Source organism: Winogradskyella sp. PG-2 (assembly GCF_000828715.1).
GTDB lineage: Bacteria > Bacteroidota > Bacteroidia > Flavobacteriales > Flavobacteriaceae > Winogradskyella.
The window spans coordinates 1,815,671-1,830,849 of sequence record NZ_AP014583.1; the positions used below are offsets into that span (position 1 = coordinate 1,815,671).

Annotated in this window: 14 protein-coding genes; 9 read left to right on the forward strand and 5 right to left on the reverse strand. The window is 33.0% G+C overall.

Features of this window, described 5'->3' with window-relative positions; translation table 11 throughout:
- Positions 1–32 precede the first annotated feature (32 nt).
- Positions 33–911, reverse strand: coding sequence for a cell division protein FtsX (locus tag WPG_RS08085; protein ID WP_045471171.1), 879 nt, complete (start codon positions 909–911; stop codon positions 33–35).
- Positions 912–1,037: 126 nt separating this feature from the next.
- Between WPG_RS08085 and WPG_RS08090 the strand changes: the two genes are divergently transcribed.
- The 5 genes from WPG_RS08090 to WPG_RS08110 all read left to right on the forward strand — a co-directional run bounded on the left by WPG_RS08090 (position 1,038) and on the right by WPG_RS08110 (position 7,394).
- Positions 1,038–4,076 (forward strand): leucine--tRNA ligase, encoded by a 3,039-nt coding sequence (locus tag WPG_RS08090; protein ID WP_045471173.1) that lies wholly within the window; start codon positions 1,038–1,040, stop codon positions 4,074–4,076.
- Between the two features lie 8 nt (positions 4,077–4,084).
- A complete protein-coding gene (locus WPG_RS08095) occupies positions 4,085–4,354 on the forward strand; it encodes a SemiSWEET family sugar transporter (RefSeq protein ID WP_045471175.1) in 270 nt (89 codons plus the stop codon).
- Between the two features lie 217 nt (positions 4,355–4,571).
- Positions 4,572–5,672 (forward strand): alanine dehydrogenase, encoded by a 1,101-nt coding sequence (gene ald, locus WPG_RS08100; protein WP_045471177.1) that lies wholly within the window; start codon positions 4,572–4,574, stop codon positions 5,670–5,672.
- Positions 5,673–5,785: 113 nt separating this feature from the next.
- Positions 5,786–6,481 carry a zinc metallopeptidase gene (locus WPG_RS08105; RefSeq protein WP_045471178.1) on the forward strand — a complete coding sequence of 232 codons (696 nt, stop codon included), beginning with the start codon at positions 5,786–5,788 and terminating at the stop codon, positions 6,479–6,481.
- 82 nt (positions 6,482–6,563) lie between these two features.
- The gene (locus WPG_RS08110) at positions 6,564–7,394 is read left to right on the forward strand and encodes a DMT family transporter (RefSeq protein WP_231850274.1); all 831 of its coding nucleotides are present in this window, start codon (positions 6,564–6,566) and stop codon (positions 7,392–7,394) included.
- 5 nt (positions 7,395–7,399) lie between these two features.
- On the opposite strand, the gene WPG_RS08115 is transcribed toward WPG_RS08110, so the two are convergent.
- Both WPG_RS08115 and WPG_RS08120 read right to left on the reverse strand, forming a co-directional pair.
- Positions 7,400–7,870, reverse strand: coding sequence for an Lrp/AsnC ligand binding domain-containing protein (locus WPG_RS08115; protein ID WP_045471182.1), 471 nt, complete (start codon positions 7,868–7,870; stop codon positions 7,400–7,402).
- A gap of 80 nt (positions 7,871–7,950) precedes the next feature.
- The gene (locus tag WPG_RS08120) at positions 7,951–9,315 is read right to left on the reverse strand and encodes a saccharopine dehydrogenase family protein (protein ID WP_045471184.1); all 1,365 of its coding nucleotides are present in this window, start codon (positions 9,313–9,315) and stop codon (positions 7,951–7,953) included.
- Between the two features lie 81 nt (positions 9,316–9,396).
- Between WPG_RS08120 and WPG_RS08125 the strand changes: the two genes are divergently transcribed.
- Positions 9,397–9,786, forward strand: coding sequence for a DUF423 domain-containing protein (locus tag WPG_RS08125; protein WP_045475331.1), 390 nt, complete (start codon positions 9,397–9,399; stop codon positions 9,784–9,786).
- 64 nt (positions 9,787–9,850) lie between these two features.
- Positions 9,851–11,467 carry a phosphoenolpyruvate carboxykinase (ATP) gene (gene pckA / locus WPG_RS08130; protein WP_045471186.1) on the forward strand — a complete coding sequence of 539 codons (1,617 nt, stop codon included), beginning with the start codon at positions 9,851–9,853 and terminating at the stop codon, positions 11,465–11,467.
- A gap of 74 nt (positions 11,468–11,541) precedes the next feature.
- Here the strand turns inward: pckA and WPG_RS08135 are convergent, their stop codons facing one another.
- Together WPG_RS08135 and WPG_RS08140 are read right to left on the reverse strand one after the other, a co-directional pair.
- Positions 11,542–12,291 carry a uroporphyrinogen-III synthase gene (locus WPG_RS08135; RefSeq protein ID WP_045471187.1) on the reverse strand — a complete coding sequence of 250 codons (750 nt, stop codon included), beginning with the start codon at positions 12,289–12,291 and terminating at the stop codon, positions 11,542–11,544.
- A gap of 15 nt (positions 12,292–12,306) precedes the next feature.
- Positions 12,307–12,957, reverse strand: coding sequence for a DUF4271 domain-containing protein (locus WPG_RS08140; RefSeq protein ID WP_045471189.1), 651 nt, complete (start codon positions 12,955–12,957; stop codon positions 12,307–12,309).
- A gap of 146 nt (positions 12,958–13,103) precedes the next feature.
- Between WPG_RS08140 and WPG_RS08145 the strand changes: the two genes are divergently transcribed.
- Positions 13,104–13,826, forward strand: coding sequence for a polyprenol monophosphomannose synthase (locus WPG_RS08145; RefSeq protein ID WP_045471191.1), 723 nt, complete (start codon positions 13,104–13,106; stop codon positions 13,824–13,826).
- Positions 13,827–13,831: 5 nt separating this feature from the next.
- Positions 13,832–15,178, forward strand: a complete 1,347-nt coding sequence (locus tag WPG_RS08150; protein ID WP_231850275.1) for a dihydroorotase — start codon at positions 13,832–13,834, stop codon at positions 15,176–15,178.
- The last annotated feature ends 1 nt before the right edge of the window (position 15,179 follow it).

Genomic DNA, 15,179 nt, shown 5'->3' on the forward strand with positions numbered 1-15,179 from the left:
ACCCAAAATGGTTACGAAGTTTGAGGAAGCAGTTAATAATACAACTGATCCGTTTTCAAATTCAAAAAACGTTGTGTCGCAATAAAGGTGCTAATCGAAGTGATTATAATACCAAGTAAGAAAATACCAATAAATAAAGCCACAATTAAAACGGTATTTGTCAATAGTTCTAATTCCAGAAATGTAAGATCCAAATAATATAAAACTAAAGCCATTCCAATTAAAGCTATAATGGCTCCTATGATTCCTAGTTGTACACTTTTCCAGACAAAAGGTCTACGAATAAAGGTTTTTGTAGCACCTACCATTTGCATTGTTTTAATAATAAAGCGCTTTGAATAAACGGCTAACCGAATAGAACTATTAATTAGTAGAACAGCAATTAAAGTGAATAATGCACTAATAATTAACACCCAAAATGTAATTTTTTTTACATTATCATTCATTAATTCTACCAAATCATTATCATATCTAATCTCTTCAATAAAAGCTTTGTTAGATAGACTTTCTGTGATTTCTGTGAGTTGCTCAGTAGTGACATAATCTGCTTTTAAATGCAAATCAATAGAGTTTTTTAATGGGTTATAACCCACAAAATCCATAAAGTCTTCACCAGTTTCAGCTTTCATAAAGTCAGCAGCCTCTTCTTTAGAAACATATTGTGCCACTTTAGTGTAATCTGCCATCGCTAAACTCTTTTTTAGCTGATTGACTTCAACTTCCTTAGCGGTATCATTTAAATAAATAGTCATCACTACTTGTTCCTTAAAGTGATCCGCTACCTTTTTAGAGTTAATAACTAGCAAACCTAAGCAACCTAAAAGAAATAAAACCAAAGCAATACTAATCACTACTGATACATAGGATGATATTAGTTTGCGTTTTTGGTAATTGTCAAAAGATGATGCCATGGATTAATGCTAATTAGTGCTGTAAAAATAATAAAGAATTTACATCTGTGCAGTATTACAGCGTTTAGTTTTTTATTGTGTTGTAATACCTTTAAATTTGCACCTTATTTCAAGGAAAATATAACGATGAGGTACGATTTCAATCAAATCGAAAAGAAGTGGCAAGACTACTGGGCAAAAAACGAAACGTTTAAAGCATCTAATACAAGTGACAAACCAAAATATTATGTTTTGGACATGTTCCCTTATCCATCTGGTGCAGGTCTGCACGTTGGTCACCCATTAGGCTATATTGCTAGTGATATTTATGCACGCTACAAACGTCATAAAGGTTTTAATGTCTTACATCCTCAAGGTTATGATAGTTTTGGTTTGCCAGCTGAACAGTACGCTATACAAACGGGTCACCATCCAGCTATTACAACCGAAACTAACATAGCGACTTACAGAAGACAATTAGATCAAATTGGGTTTTCTTTTGATTGGAGTAGAGAAGTACGTACATCTAATCCTGAATATTATAAATGGACACAATGGATTTTTATTCAGTTGTTTGAATCTTGGTACAACAATGACTCTAATAAAGCGGAACACGTTGACACCTTAATTAACGTTTTTAAAGTTGAAGGAAATGCAACGGTTAATGCAGCATGTGATGATAATATTGAACCATTTACAGCTGAAGATTGGAATAGTTATTCTTCTGAACAACAACAAGAAATCCTTTTAAAATATAGACTGACTTATTTAGCAGAGACTGAAGTAAACTGGTGTCCTGCATTAGGAACGGTTTTAGCTAATGACGAAATTGTCAATGGAGTTTCCGAACGTGGAGGTCACCCTGTTGTGCGTAAAAAAATGACCCAATGGAGTATGCGTATTTCTGCTTATGCAGAACGTTTATTGCAAGGACTTGATACGATTGATTGGACAGATGCTTTGAAGGATATTCAGAAAAACTGGATAGGAAAATCTGTAGGAGCAAGTGTTACTTTTAATGTTATTCCAGCTGTCTCGTCGAGCGCAGTCGAGACGTCTCATAAGATTGATGTCTTTACTACAAGACCAGATACCATTTTCGGAGTTTCATTCATGACCTTAGCTCCAGAACACGAACTGGTTTCAAAAATTACAACTGAAGCACAAAAATCAGACGTTGAAGCCTATATAGAAAAAACAGCTAAGCGAAGTGAACGCGATCGCATGGCAGATGTAAAAACCATATCTGGAGTCTTTACTGGAGCTTATGCTGAGCATCCATTTTCTAAAGCACCCATTCCAATCTGGATTGGTGATTATGTATTAGCAAGCTACGGCACAGGAGCAGTAATGGCTGTACCATGTGGTGATCAACGTGATTATGATTTTGCGAAACATTTTGGTATTGACATTCCTAATATTTTTGAAGGAGTAGATATTTCTGAAGCAGCTTTTGCTTCTAAAGACAATGTAAAAATTGCAAATAGTGATTTTCTAAACGGAATGAACTACAAAAAAGCAACCAAACGCGCCATTTACGAATTAGAACAAATAGGCCAAGGCGAAGGAAAAACCAATTATCGTTTGCGTGATGCCGTATTTTCTAGACAGCGTTATTGGGGAGAACCATTCCCAGTGTATTACGTTAATGGGATGCCACAGATGATTGACAAAGCACATTTGCCAATTGTATTACCCGAAGTTGAGAAGTATTTGCCAACCGAAGAAGGTGAACCACCTTTAGGTCGCGCAGATGTTTGGGCTTGGTGTACAGAAACAAACATTGTTGTCAGCAATGATAACATAAATAATACAACGATTTATCCTTTAGAACTGAACACCATGCCTGGTTGGGCAGGTAGTTCTTGGTATTTCTTCCGTTATATGGAAGATGCAACCAATAGAGGAGAAGCTTTCGCAACAGAAGATGCATTGAAGTACTGGGAAAATGTAGATTTATATATTGGAGGAAGCGAGCATGCTACTGGCCATTTATTATACTCACGTTTTTGGGTGAAATTACTTAAAGATAGAGGATTTGTAAATGTGGAAGAACCTTTTAAAAAGTTGATTAACCAAGGGATGATCTTAGGGGAAAGTGCTTTTTTATATATAGTTGAAGGTCGTTTAATTAATGAAAGTGATAATGAGTTTTCTTTTTGTCAAATTATTATTAACAAAGAATTCTTTGATTGTCTTCATCAAAAAGAAGGGTCGCTTGAAAAATTACAGAATACTTTAAGTGATTTTCTGAATGAAAAAGTAAATATTCACCAAGAATTTAATACAACATATAAAGATTATTCAAAAGCATATAGAGCTTTTAAAACAACAAATATTGATGTTAGTTATGTTAATATTCAAAATGAAATTGATTTAGTTAATCTTTCTAAAGATAAGAGATTCGATGCACTGCAAGGAGCACATTTTTATAATGGTGAAATAGTTGTTGAAAATCAAGATATTACAATTGACACAAAAATTAAAGTCTCTCGAGAAGTAGAAAAAATGTCTAAATCTAAATACAATGTTGTCAATCCAGATAATATCGTTGCAGATTATGGTGCAGACAGCTTAAGACTTTACGAAATGTTTCTTGGGCCATTAGAGCAATACAAACCATGGAATACAGCTGGTATAACAGGTGTACACAATTTCCTTAAGAAGATGTGGAAACTATATGTTGGTCAAGAGGCTTTAAATGTAAATGATACAGAGCCAACAAAAGACAATCTAAAGACATTACATAAAACCATAAAGAAAGTAGAGGAAGATATTGAGAACTTTTCGTTTAATACGTCTGTGTCTACCTTTATGATTGCAGTTAATGAATTAACGGCTCAAAAGTGTACAAGTAAAGACATTTTAGAACCATTATTGGTTTTAATATCTCCTTATGCTCCACATATTGCAGAAGAGTTATGGTCGCAATTAGGAAATAATGAGACTATTTCCACTGCAGCATTCCCAACATTTGAGGCAAGTCATTTAGTAGAAAGTAGTAAAAATTATCCAATCTCGTTTAATGGTAAAATGCGTTTTACAATGGAGTTGCCAATGGATATGAGTAAAGACGCTATAGAAGCTGCAGTTATGGCTAACGAAAAAACTATAGCGCAATTAGATGGCAGAACTCCGAAGAAAGTCATTGTAGTTCCTGGTAAAATTGTAAATATTGTTGGTTAATAAGAAATATGGAAAACCTAGATTATATTGAAATAATTGGACTATGTGCAGCAGTATTAACTACAGCTGCTTTTTTACCTCAAGTCTATAAAACATGGAAAACAAAAGACGTTTCTAGTTTATCGCTACCTATGTTAACTATGTTCTTTATAGGAGTTGTTCTATGGCTTATTTACGGCTTTTTATTAAACAGACCAGCATTGATTTTTGCAAATAGTATTACATGTGTTTCTGCTTTCTTGCTATTTTATTTCAAAATTAAATATAGAAACAGGTAGAACTTTTATATATCAGATTTCATTTTATCGAATCTATTTATCGTTCGTCTAATACTATATTCTTCTATAAGTGAGAGTTTTATTATGGAATATTCAAAAATGATATTTCAAAATAATAATTCCATAAAAATGATGACAACTTTATATCCAAATTTGGATTGCTAATTTTTTTAATGGTATTTGTATGAGTTATTAACCTCAATAAAATCTACTAGAAATGAAAATTGGAGTCCCAAAGGAAATCAAGAACAACGAAAATAGAGTAGGAATGACACCTGCTGGAGTTTTCGAGTTAACAAGGAATAATCACACTGTATTTGTACAAAAAGATGCTGGCTTTGGCAGTGGCTTTTTTGACCAAGATTATAAAGATGTTGGTGCAACTGTATTAGATACTATAGAAGAGGTCTATACGGCTGCAGATATGATTGTAAAAGTAAAAGAGCCTATTGCAGAAGAATATCCTCTAATAAAGTCGCATCATGTAGTATTTACTTATTTCCATTTTGCTTCTAGTGAGCCATTAACAAAAGCTATGATTAAAAGTGAAGCCGTTTGTATTGCGTATGAAACGGTTGAAGATAAAGATGGCTCTTTACCATTATTAACACCTATGTCTGAAGTTGCAGGTCGTATGGCAATTCAACAAGGTGCAAAATATTTAGAAAAGCCAATTAAAGGTCGTGGAGTCTTACTAGGCGGTGTTCCAGGTGTACCACCAGGTAAAGTATTAGTACTAGGAGCAGGTGTTGTTGGAATTCAAGCCGCTAAAATGGCAGCAGGTTTAGGTGCTCATGTAACGATTATGGATATTAACATGAAGCAGTTACGTTATGTCAATGATGTTATGCCAAGTCATGTAGTTACAGAATTTTCAAGTGAATATAATATTAGAAAACGTATTAAAGATCATGATTTAATTATTGGTGGTGTATTGGTTAAAGGTGCTAAAGCTCCAAAATTAATCACTAGAGATATGCTTAAGGATATGCGACCAGGGACTGTATTGGTAGATGTCGCAGTAGATCAAGGTGGTTGTATAGAAACTACAAAAGCAACTACGCACGAAAATCCTACATTTATTATTGATGATGTGGTGCATTATTGTGTAGCAAATATGCCAGGCGCTGTACCTTATACATCAACATTAGCATTGACCAATGTTACCTTACCATATGTATTACGATTGGCAAATCAGGGCTGGGAAAAAGCATGTGAAAAAGATGAAATGCTGGCAAAAGGTTTAAATATTGTTAAGGGTAAAATTGTCTATGAAGAGATAGCAGAAGCCTTTAATTGGTCAGTAGATGCCATGTAAACTGCAGTTCTGACATATAGAATATGACAAAAGCCAAATTTTAGCTCTTAACTATAATTTGGCTTATTTTTTGCTATTCATTTAGTACATTTACAATAATAAAAATTAAAATTATGGGAGGATATTATATACTAATAGGAGCAATAGCATTAGTAAGTTGGTTGGTTAGTAACCAATTAAAACGCAAATTTGCTAAGTATTCTAAGATACAATTACGTAATGGATTATCAGGTCGTGAAATAGCGGAAAAAATGCTAGCTGATAATGGTATTTATGACGTTGAGGTGATTTCTACACCAGGAAAATTAACAGATCATTACAATCCAAAAAACAAAACTGTAAATTTAAGTGAAGCTGTATATAATCAGCGAAATGCAGCTGCCGCTGCCGTAGCAGCACATGAAGTTGGCCATGCTGTTCAACACGCACAAGCTTATAGTGCATTAGGGATGCGTTCTGCATTAGTACCTATAGTTAGTGTAACATCTGGTATGTCTACATGGGTAGTATTTGGTGGATTGATATTAGGTGCGGCTGCAGGAGTTGGATTTGGATATTGGGTTGCTATTGCTGGTTTGGCGATGATGGGATTTGCTACCTTATTTAGTTTTATTACTTTACCAGTAGAGTACGATGCAAGCAACAGAGCATTAGCTTGGTTAAAGAATAAAAACATGTTGTCACAAGAAGAATATAAAGGTTCTGAAGATGCATTAAAATGGGCAGCTAGAACGTATTTAGTTGCAGCTATTGGATCTTTAGCTATGTTATTATATTGGGGATTACAAGTCTTTGGTGGAAGTGACTAAAACTTAAAATGTATTAAGCATAAAGCTCTGAGTACTCAGGGCTTTTTTTATTGTAATTTTGTGCTGTTAATTTCTTAGTGCTGTGAATAGAGGAATCATCTTCATGCTTATTGCTACATTCGCCTTTTCGTGGATGAATTTAATGGCAAAATACTTACAAGATTTTCACCCAATCCAAGTTGTTTTTTTTAGAACTTTTGGAACCTTTATTTTCATTTTCCCGTATATGGTTTATAAAAAAGTTCCTATTGCTGGAAAGTATGTGTTTTGGTTGAGCATAAGAGGCATATTGAGTTTTATCTCGCTGGCTTTGTTTTTTAAAGTTGTTCAAGATATTCCGCTAGGCTCTGCTGTGGCTTTGCGTTATACGGCTCCAATCTTTAGTGTTATACTGGCTTTTTTCTTCTTAAAAGAAAAAGTAAAGTTTTGGCAATGGATTAGCCTAATTATAGCTTTGATTGGAGCTTTTATAATGAAAGGAGTTGATTTTAGGATAGATACAAGCAGTTTTACCCTAATTATGCTATCTTCTTTATTTGTAGGAGGTGTATTTGTTATAATCAGATTTTTAGGGCCAAAAGAGCATTATCTAACCATCATTAATTATTTTATGGTTTTTTCTATAATAGGAAGCCTTTTCTTTATCAGTAAATGGAGAATGCCTATTGGCGAAGAATGGTTATGGATAAGTTTAATTGGGACCTTGGGTTTAGTAGGACAAGTATTTTTAACAAAATCCTTTCAACTTGCAGAGACAAGTGCAGTTGCACCGCTTAAGTATATGGAGTTAGTGTATGCCTTGCTTTTTGGTTTTTTATTATTTGGTGAAACCTATGGTTTATGGCCAATAATTGGGATGCTATTAGTTGTCCTTGGAATGCTTCTTAACATTATAATTAAACGTAATAAATAAACACGTTATATCTTAATCTGTCGATTAATCTGTTGTTGTAATGAAATAAAAGTTTCAGTCCTAGAAACTCCTTTTATACTTTGAATTTCAGAATTTAGCACATGCATCAAATGCTCGTTGTCCTTGGATAAGATTTTAATAAATATACTCCACTCACCAGTAGTATAATGACATTCTATAACCTCTGGCACTTTCTGTAGCTGTTTTACAGCCTCAGGATTACTTACAGCCTTATCTAAATAAACACCTACAAAAGCCATAGTGTTATAGCCTAATACCTTTGGATTAACAATGAATTTTGAACCTGCTAATAGGCCAGATTTTTCAAGTTTTTTAAGACGTTGATGAATTGCAGCTCCTGAGATTCCTACATTTCTAGCAATTTCTAGAATTGGAGTTCTAGCATCTGCCATTAAGGCTCTAAGTATCTTTTTATCAATACCATCAATATAAATGCCTTTATCATTAACCTTCATGAGTAATTCTATTTAGAATTTGAAAGTTAAAAATAAGAAAACGATTTCAAATTGAAGTTTTAATGCATTAAAACTTCAGTTCAAATGTTTAAAGGGTTGTAACCTAAATAAGGGACTTCATGTTCAGAGAAATTAACACCATAGGTTTTAAGCTCTTCTAATATTGGATTATAGACTTCTTTTGTAATTGGGATTTGAACACCAGGTGTTTTTATTTTGCCATTAAGAATAGCTATGGTTGCAATGGCAACTGGTAATCCTACAGTTTTTGCCATTGCAGTATAAGTTTGATCCTCACCTACAGTGACCATTGTAGAGTCAATTTGATGTTTTTCGCCATTAAGTTCATAGCCAAATTTATGATACATAACAATCATATCCTTGTCTTCTTTACTTAATGTCCAACTATCCATTAGTATTTTTTGTAAAATTTTAGCAGGTGTCGCTTTATCTAGTTCTACCATTTTGTTAGCATTAAAAATATCTAATTCTAAAAACTTATCCCAAACGATATCATCTTGATCAATTTTTAAAGCATGTCTAAATTTAAGTTCTACTGAATCTGTTGGACTATATGGTAAAAAGGCGTTTACAAAATCGCGATAACTCATATTAGCACTATCGTCAATGGTATAACTATCGTCAGTCATACCTAATTGAACGAAAATATTCCAAGCACGACTAAAGCCCACGCGTCTCATAGTACCACGATATAAAGTTTTAACGTGATCTAAGCCATAAACATGTTGATATTTTAATGAATCTCTATTAGCATAAGCTTCAAAACGGCCATATTTCTCAACTTCTAAAAATTCAGTACGTCTAAATAACCTGTGATATGGAATGTATTTAAATTGATCTTCTTGTAAAAATTTTGCTGCTCCACCTTGTCCTGCAACAACTACATTTCTTGGGTTCCATGTAAACTTATAATTCCAAAGGTTGTTATCACTTTCAGGAGCTACTAAACCACCAGTGAAAGATTCGAATAAAATCATTTTACCACCCTTGTCTCTTATTTGATCAATGACTTGCATGGCACTCATATGGTCAATACCAGGATCCACACCAATTTCATTCATAAAAACAAGATTATTGGCTTTTGCATCATTATGCAAGGCTTGCATTTCTTTACTAACATATGATGCAGTTACCATGTGTTTTTTGTAGGTTATGCAGTCTTTTGCAACTTCAATATGAAAGCGTGCAGGCAACATAGAAATTACAATATCTGCACTTTTAACTGCTGCTATTCGAGATTCAGTATTAAAGACATCTAGATGAACAATATCAGCTTTTGCGTCATTTCCCACAAGCTTTGTTACATTGTCAACATTAAGATCACCAATGGTAATATGAAGATTTTCAGACTGAGATTTGTCGAGTAAATATTTTATAAGGTATGATGATGATTTTCCAGCACCAATGATTAAAATTTTTCGCATAATGGGTTTATATGACTAATTTTGTATGGCACGAATGTAATAAATCCAAAAGGTATTACAGACCGAAATTTTACTTTAATTATGAACAAAAAGTTATTAGTTACAGGATCAGTTTTAGGAATTTTAGGAATTATATTAGGTGCTTGGTCAGCCCATGGCTTAGAGAAATTTGTTGATACTGATGCAGTTAAATCTTTTGAAACTGGTGTACGATATCAAATGTACCATGCTTTTTTACTTTTAATTCTAGGAAGCACCTCTTTTATAAATTTAAGGTTCAAAAAAATCATATTCTATTTAGTAATTATAGGTCTCATTTTCTTCTCAGGTTCTATTTATGGTCTCGCCACAAATGACCTTACAAGCTTTAATTTTGAGAGTATTGCGATGATTACTCCAGTTGGTGGATTATCTTTAATTATTTCATGGTTGATTATGTTAATCGGTATTTTGAGAAATAAGGTCGATTAATGCTAATTCACAATGTCGTTTTGAAATAAAATGATAATTTTGCATCCTAAACAACACAAAAATTATGGTAAACCATACATCATTAACGAAAACGATTTCGTTAGATCAATACGGCATAAAAAATGCTAAAGTTAATTATCAGCTATCTTCAGACGAGTTACATGCTGAAACAATCTCTAAAGGCCAAGGGGTGGAATCTTCTTCTGGTGCCTTAGCGGTTAATACTGGTGAATTTACAGGGCGTTCTCCAATGGACAGATTCATTGTAAAGGATGCCATTACTGAAGACAAAGTTTGGTGGGGAAATATTAACATTCCCTTCGAGAGTGATAAATTTCAAAAGCTTTATGATAAAGTTGTAGACTACTTATCTGATAAAGAACTTTATGTTAGAGATAGTTATGCGTGTGCAGACGAAGATTACAAACTAAATATTAGAGTAATTAACGAATACCCTTGGAGTAACATGTTTGCTTACAACATGTTTTTACGACCAACAGAAGATGAGTTAAAAGATTTTTCGCCTGAGTGGACTGTAGTAAATGCACCAGGTTTTATGGCAGATGCAGAAATTGATGGTACACGTCAGCACAATTTTGCGATTTTAGATTTTACTCGTAAAGTTGCTTTAATAGGTGGTACTGGTTATACAGGCGAAATTAAAAAAGGTATTTTCTCTGCTTTGAATTTTATTCTGCCAGTTTATAAAGATACATTACCTATGCATTGTAGCTCAAATGTTGGCAAAGATGGTGATACTGCGATTTTCTTTGGTTTATCTGGTACAGGAAAAACAACACTATCAACAGATGCTAATCGTAGCTTAATTGGTGACGATGAGCACGGTTGGACTAAAGAAAATACGGTGTTTAATTTTGAAGGTGGCTGTTATGCTAAAGTAATTAACCTATCTCAAGAACAAGAGCCAGAAATTTATGATGCTATAAAGAAAGGAGCTATTCTCGAAAATGTGATTATGGATGATAACGGAGTAGTTGATTTTGCAGATACTTCTATTACGCAAAATACAAGAGTTAGCTATCCTATTTATCACATAGAGAATATTAGAAAACCTTCAGCAGGTAAAAACCCAAAAAATATATTTTTCTTAACAGCAGACGCCTTTGGTGTTCTTCCTCCAATTTCAAAATTAACACCTAGTCAGGCTGCTTATCACTTCATTTCTGGTTATACTGCTAAAGTTGCAGGTACAGAAGCAGGAGTTGTAGAGCCTGTTCCTAGTTTTTCAGCTTGTTTTGGCGCACCTTTTATGCCATTACATCCTACTGAATATGCAGATATGTTGAGTAAAAAGATGTTAGAAGCTGGTGTAAATGTGTGGTTAGTAAATACAGGTTGGACAGGTGGTCCTTATGGAGTAGGCACACGAATGAAATTAAAATACACTCGTGCAATGATTAATGCGGCTTTAAATGGGGATTTAGGCTTATATAATTATGATGATTATCATATTCACTCTGTATTTGGAGTAGCCCAACCAAGAAGTTGTCCAGGAGTACCAACAGAAGTATTGAGCCCAAGATCAACATGGAATGATGATGAAGCATATTACAAAATGGCATTTAAACTATCTAATGCGTTTAGAGAAAACTTTAAGAAGTTTGAATCTTATGCATCAGAAGAAATTAGACGTGGAGGTCCACAGCGTTATGCACATTAAATAAATTAAGAGTAATAAAAAAGCGATTCTATTTATTTAGAATCGCTTTTTTTTGTAATCTCTATTATTAAGAGTTATTTCCCTTTGTTAACAGAATCAATATATTTCTGTAGAGCCATAGTCATTGAAGGGGTTTCTGGAGTTGGTGCAGATATATCCACTCGCAATCCTTTTTCTTTTACCGCTTTTACAGTGGTATTTCCAAATACAGCAATACGCGTTTCGTTTTGCTTAAAATCCGGGAAATTATGAAATAACGATTCTATACCAGATGGACTAAAGAATACTAATATATCGTAAGTAACATTTGATAAATCAGATAAATCGCTTATTACAGTTTTATAGAATGTAGCTTGCTTCCAGTTTACCCCTAAATCGTCTAGCATTTCAGGAATAATTGGTTTTACCTTATCTGTTGTAGGTAGTAAAAATGTTTCGTCCTTGTATTTTTTAATAAGTGGAGACAATTCAGCAAACGTACGTTTACCAACGTAAATTTTACGTTTTCTGTAGACCACATATTTTTGTAAATAGTAAGCAACAGCTTCAGACTGACAAAAGTATTTCATAGAATCAGGCACTTTAAAGCGCAATTCATCAGCGACTCTAAAGAAATGATCAACAGAATTTCTACTCGTTAATATGATTGCTGTAAATTTACTAAGGTCAATTTTTTGCTGTCTAATGTCCTTAGAAGATACACCTTCAACATGAATGAAGGGTCTAAAGTCCACTTTTACTTTTTGCTTTTCTTGCAAATCAAAGTATGGAGAGTTCTCTATTTTAGGCTCTGGTTGCGATACTAAAATTGTTTTCACTTTCATACGTAAACCATTGTTTTAAGCGTTATATTCCCTAATGACCTTATATAAAAGCACATAAGGGCCAATTTCGAGAGCGCAAAGATACAACAAAAAATAGAAAAAATTGGGATTTATTATTTTTTGATAGTTTTTGAAAGAAGTTAAAAAACCTATGAGATTAATGAGGCAAATCAAGATAAAGGTTGCTATTATAACAACATTTGCATTAGTACTTGTATATAGCAGAAGTAAGTTGGCAATTAAAAATATAATACCTGAATAATTTTTAAAGGTTGTTTTTTGAAATAAGTAGTTGTCTATGAGGCTATCAATTTCAAAGAGACTACCTATAAGGCGCTCTAAGAGTACTTTAATTATAATAATAGTTGAAATGGCAAATAATAGCTTTAAAAATATGGTAAGCTCAAATGTTAGCGGAGATACGAATGTGGTATAGCTGTAGTAAATAAATATACTTGATGATAAAGCTAAATTTATAAAAAGGAAACTATCAAATTGATCGACAAATTTTTGATCTTTTGTATATATTTTAAGGTATTTAGAATTTCCTATAACATATAAGAAATCATTAAACCTCATCGTATTTAAAAATTTAGCTGCAACAATAGCAAGTAAACCTATAATTGTGAATATAGTGAACCACTCATGGGTAATCAAATTTCGCATAGTGCTAAATTATAAAGAAAAATAGGCTTAACATAATTAGTTAATCATATCTATCAAAAAAGTTAATTACAATAGATAATCCATTAAAAACTTTACATTTGTTGAAATTCTAAAAGTCGCTTAAAAGCACATTTAAATGTTGGTTAATGTCTGACGCAATAGTAATCATACCTACTTACAATGAGATAGAAAATATAGAGTCTATTATTAGAGCTGTGTTTTCGCAAGACAAGGATTTTCATGTCTTAATTGTAGATGATAATTCACCTGATAAAACTGCAAAACAAGTCAAAGAATTACAAAAAGAGTTTTCTAACCAGTTATTTTTATTAGAACGTGAACAGAAAAGTGGATTAGGTTCGGCTTACATTTCAGGGTTTAAATGGGCTCTAGAAAAAGCCTATGATTATATTTTTGAAATGGACGCAGACTTTTCGCATAATCCAGATGACCTCCTAAAACTATATAATGCTTGTGCAATAGATCATGCAGATATTTCAGTTGGCTCTAGATATGTAAAAGGAATTACAGTTGTTAATTGGCCTATGTCTCGAATTTTATTATCCTATGGAGCATCTCGTTATGTGAGACTCATAACACAAATGAAGGTTAAAGATTCTACAGCAGGATTTATTTGTTATAAAAGAATTGTTTTAGAGACCATTAACCTTAATAAAATTAAGTTTGTTGGTTATGCGTTTCAAATAGAAATGAAATTTAAAGCCTTTAAAAAAGGTTTTAAAATTGTTGAAATTCCTGTTATCTTTAAAGATAGAACTAAAGGAAAATCAAAAATGAGTGGAAGTATAATTTCTGAAGCTATTTTTGGAGTGATAAGTTTAAAACTAAAAAGTTTATTTACTAAGTAGAACGAATGATGAAGCGAAATACCCTCATAAAAAACGCTAAAATAGTCAACGAAGGAAAAATTGTTGAAGGTGATATTTTAATAGAAAATAATATTATTAAAGAAATAGAATCTTCTATTAGTGCAAAATCAGCAGATATTGTTGTTATTGATGCTGAAGGTAATTATGTGTTGCCAGGTATGATAGATGATCAGGTACATTTTAGAGAACCAGGTCTCACACATAAGGGAAATATAGAAACCGAATCTAGAGCAGCTTTGGCAGGAGGAATCACCTCATTTATAGAAATGCCAAATACGAACCCACAAACTACAACTGTTGAGAATTTAGAACAAAAATTTGATATAGCGGCAAAGTCCTCATATGCTAATTACTCATTTATGTTTGGTGGGACTAATGATAATTTAGATGAAATCTTAAAGGTAGATTCTAAAACTGTCGCAGGTTTGAAATTATTTCTGGGCTCATCTACAGGAAATATGTTAGTTGATGATCCAAAAGTTATTGAAAAAATATTTTCAAGTACAGATATGGTAATTTCCGTCCATTGCGAGGATGAAGCGACTATAAGAGATAATTTAGCAAAATACAAGTCACAATATGGTGATGATATTCCAATGGAAAAGCATCCTATTATAAGAAGTGAGGAAGCTTGTTATTTATCATCATCAAAAGCTATTGAATTAGCAAAAAAGACAGGAGCCAGATTACATGTATTTCATTTATCAACAGGAAAAGAAACTAGTCTTTTTTCAAATAAAATTCCTTTAAAAGATAAGAAGATTACAGCAGAAGTTTGCATACATCATTTATGGTTTTCTGATAAGGATTATGCTAAAAAGGGAAGCCATATAAAATGGAATCCAGCAGTAAAAACAGCAACAGATAGAGCCCAACTTTGGGAAGCACTTTTAGATGATCGAATTGATGTTATTGCCACTGATCACGCACCTCATACATTAGAAGAAAAAAATAACCCTTATACAAGTGCTCCTTCAGGTGGACCATTAGTACAGCATGCCTACGTTGCCTTATTAGAAGCATATCATCAAGGTAAAATTTCTATTCAAAAAATTGTAGAAAAAGCATGTCATAATCCAGCTATATTATTCGATGTAGAGAAACGCGGTTACGTTAAAGAGGGTTTTTACGCAGATTTAGTTATAGCGGATTTAAATAATCCATGGACGGTAAATAAAGAAAATATTCTCTATAAATGTGGGTGGTCTCCTTTTGAAGGAAGTACATTTAAAAGTAGGATAACACACACCTTTGTTAATGGTAAACTAGCGTATAACAATTTTAAAGTTTTAGATGTTAAAGCAGGACAGCGATTAACTTTTAATAGATAGT

Bases quoted from the DNA above. Each gene is read 5' to 3' on its own strand.
- WPG_RS08085 (WP_045471171.1), bottom strand. From the start codon at position 911: ATGGCATCATCTTTTGACAATTACCAAAAACGCAAACTAATATCATCC.
- WPG_RS08090 (WP_045471173.1), top strand. From the start codon at position 1,038: ATGAGGTACGATTTCAATCAAATCGAAAAGAAGTGGCAAGACTACTGG.
- WPG_RS08095 (WP_045471175.1), top strand. From the start codon at position 4,085: ATGGAAAACCTAGATTATATTGAAATAATTGGACTATGTGCAGCAGTA.
- ald (WP_045471177.1), top strand. From the start codon at position 4,572: ATGAAAATTGGAGTCCCAAAGGAAATCAAGAACAACGAAAATAGAGTA.
- WPG_RS08105 (WP_045471178.1), top strand. From the start codon at position 5,786: ATGGGAGGATATTATATACTAATAGGAGCAATAGCATTAGTAAGTTGG.
- WPG_RS08115 (WP_045471182.1), bottom strand. From the start codon at position 7,870: ATGAAGGTTAATGATAAAGGCATTTATATTGATGGTATTGATAAAAAG.
- WPG_RS08120 (WP_045471184.1), bottom strand. From the start codon at position 9,315: ATGCGAAAAATTTTAATCATTGGTGCTGGAAAATCATCATCATACCTT.
- WPG_RS08125 (WP_045475331.1), top strand. From the start codon at position 9,397: ATGAACAAAAAGTTATTAGTTACAGGATCAGTTTTAGGAATTTTAGGA.
- pckA (WP_045471186.1), top strand. From the start codon at position 9,851: ATGGTAAACCATACATCATTAACGAAAACGATTTCGTTAGATCAATAC.
- WPG_RS08135 (WP_045471187.1), bottom strand. From the start codon at position 12,291: ATGAAAGTGAAAACAATTTTAGTATCGCAACCAGAGCCTAAAATAGAG.
- WPG_RS08140 (WP_045471189.1), bottom strand. From the start codon at position 12,957: ATGCGAAATTTGATTACCCATGAGTGGTTCACTATATTCACAATTATA.
- WPG_RS08145 (WP_045471191.1), top strand. From the start codon at position 13,104: ATGTCTGACGCAATAGTAATCATACCTACTTACAATGAGATAGAAAAT.
- WPG_RS08150 (WP_231850275.1), top strand. From the start codon at position 13,832: ATGATGAAGCGAAATACCCTCATAAAAAACGCTAAAATAGTCAACGAA.